At 64.7% G+C, this 1,766-nt stretch carries 2 protein-coding genes; both read right to left on the bottom strand.

Translation table 11 applies throughout. The features are described 5' to 3' along the window. Positions 1-58 precede the first annotated feature (58 nt). Positions 59-868, bottom strand: a complete 810-nt coding sequence (gene istB / locus AWC30_RS03110) for an IS21-like element ISMyma9 family helper ATPase IstB (RefSeq protein ID WP_165756418.1) — start codon at positions 866-868, stop codon at positions 59-61. Then, a partial coding sequence (locus tag AWC30_RS03105) for a Mu transposase domain-containing protein (RefSeq protein ID WP_085108684.1) occupies positions 868-1,766 on the bottom strand: 899 nt, incomplete at its 5' end. The genes AWC30_RS03105 and istB, both read right to left, overlap by 1 nt.

The raw sequence follows: 1,766 nt of genomic DNA, 5'->3' as shown, positions 1-1,766 counted from the left end.
TGTCGGTTCCGGTCGAAAGCTGCGCAGTTTCTTCCGGTCGAATTGTGAGCAGGTGTGTTTACGGGGTTGAGTCTGCCTGACGGTCGGCTTCGACGGAGGGCAGGGACTCGATTGCGGTGTGTTTGATGCGGTAGCTGGCACCTTTGAGTGCGATGACGTCGGCGTGGTGGACGATGCGGTCGATCATCGCCGAGGCGATGGTGGCTTCGCCGAAGACCTGTCCCCAGCGGGAGAACGGCAGGTTGGAGGTCACGATGATCGACGACTTCTCATAGCGGGTGGAGACCAGCTGGAAAAACAGGTTGGCCGCTTCGGTGTCGAACGGGATGTAGCCGACCTCATCGATGACGATCAGGCTGACGCGGGAGATCTTGCGCAGTTCGGCGTCGAGGCGACCGATCTGGTGGGCTTCGGCCAAGCGGGTGATCCATCCGGTGGCCGGGGCGAACGCCACGCGGTGTCCGGCTTGGGCGGCAGCGATCGCCAACGCGGTGGCCAGATGGGTCTTGCCGGTTCCCGGTGGGCCGAGTAGCACGATATTGCGGGCCTCGGCTAGCCAGCCACCGGCTTCCAGTCGGGCAATCTGAGCTCGATCCACACCGGGTTGAGCAGTGAAATCGAAGTCGGCGATGGTCTTGATCGACGGGAATCCGGCATACCGGATACGTTGGCGGGCCCCTGATTCGGCGCGGGCGTTGGACTCCACGGCCAGCACCGCAGCCAGATAGTCTTCCAACGACCAGTTCGCTTCGCGGCCTTGCTCGGCGAGCCGGTGATAGTGCTCAGCGATCCGCGGGGCCTTGAGCAGCCGCGATTGGTGGGCGATGAGTTTGTCGGCCTCACCGGGAGCAGCGATGCGTTTGGCCATCAGGCGACCTCCTCGGTCCCGAACACCGCGTCATAGGCCGCCAGGTCAGCGACTTCGACCTCGACGTCGACAGGCGAGTTGGTCGGCGGCCGGTTACGGAAGTTCTCCCGCAACACCGAAGCCGCCGCACGATGGCCGGGGTCGCAAGCTAACCCGCCGCTGCCCCACAGCCGCTGGTGGTCAGCCACCATCCGGTCACCGCAGCGGGCTGCTACCCGCTCAAGAGAGGTGGTGACGGTGATCATCCGCCCGATCGCCTCCGGGTGCACCGAGTAGGCATTGCCGCCGACGCTGACGTAATAGTCGCGTGCCAGCCGCGTGAGGGTCGTGGTGCCCGTGGCCGGCGCTATCGGCGGCAGCGGCGCCATCACCTGCCGGTCGGCGGTCAACGCTTCGGTCGGGATCATCCGGGTGCTCGCGTGCTGGCGCGGATTGGCCACCGATGCCAACCAGTCAGCCAACTGCGCGTTGAAATCGGCCGGTGAGCTGAATTGCCGACCGGGCAGAAAAGATGAGGCCAGATAACCGTTGGCTCGCTCCACCACACCTTTGGTTTCGGGGTCATAAGGGCGCGTCTGGATCAGCCGTGTGCCCAACACACCGCAAAACCCCGCTACCCCCTCAGCCAGTCGCCCGCGTTGGCCGATCCCGGCTTCGTTGTCCCACAACAAGCTGCGCGGCACCGCTCCAACCTGCTGCGACAGCAACAGCCACATGCCAGCCAACAGATCCCCGGTCACCCGCGACGGGATCATCACCGCGGCGATGAACCGCGAATAGGCGGCCACCATCACCAACACCGGAAACGACCGCAGCACCTCGCTGTGGTCGGGCACCAACTGACCCGGGAACCACAGATCGCACTGCACTTGCTCACCAGGTAAATGCACCAACCGAT

Source organism: Mycolicibacillus trivialis (assembly GCF_002102395.1).
Lineage (GTDB): Bacteria > Actinomycetota > Actinomycetes > Mycobacteriales > Mycobacteriaceae > Mycobacterium > Mycobacterium triviale.
Note: the sequence above shows the minus strand (reverse complement) of the source record. Positions and strands in the feature narration are given on the sequence as shown.

Coding starts and splice junctions, on each gene's coding strand:
- istB (WP_165756418.1), bottom strand. CDS start 868: ATGGCCAAACGCATCGCTGCTCCCGGTGAGGCCGACAAACTCATCGCC.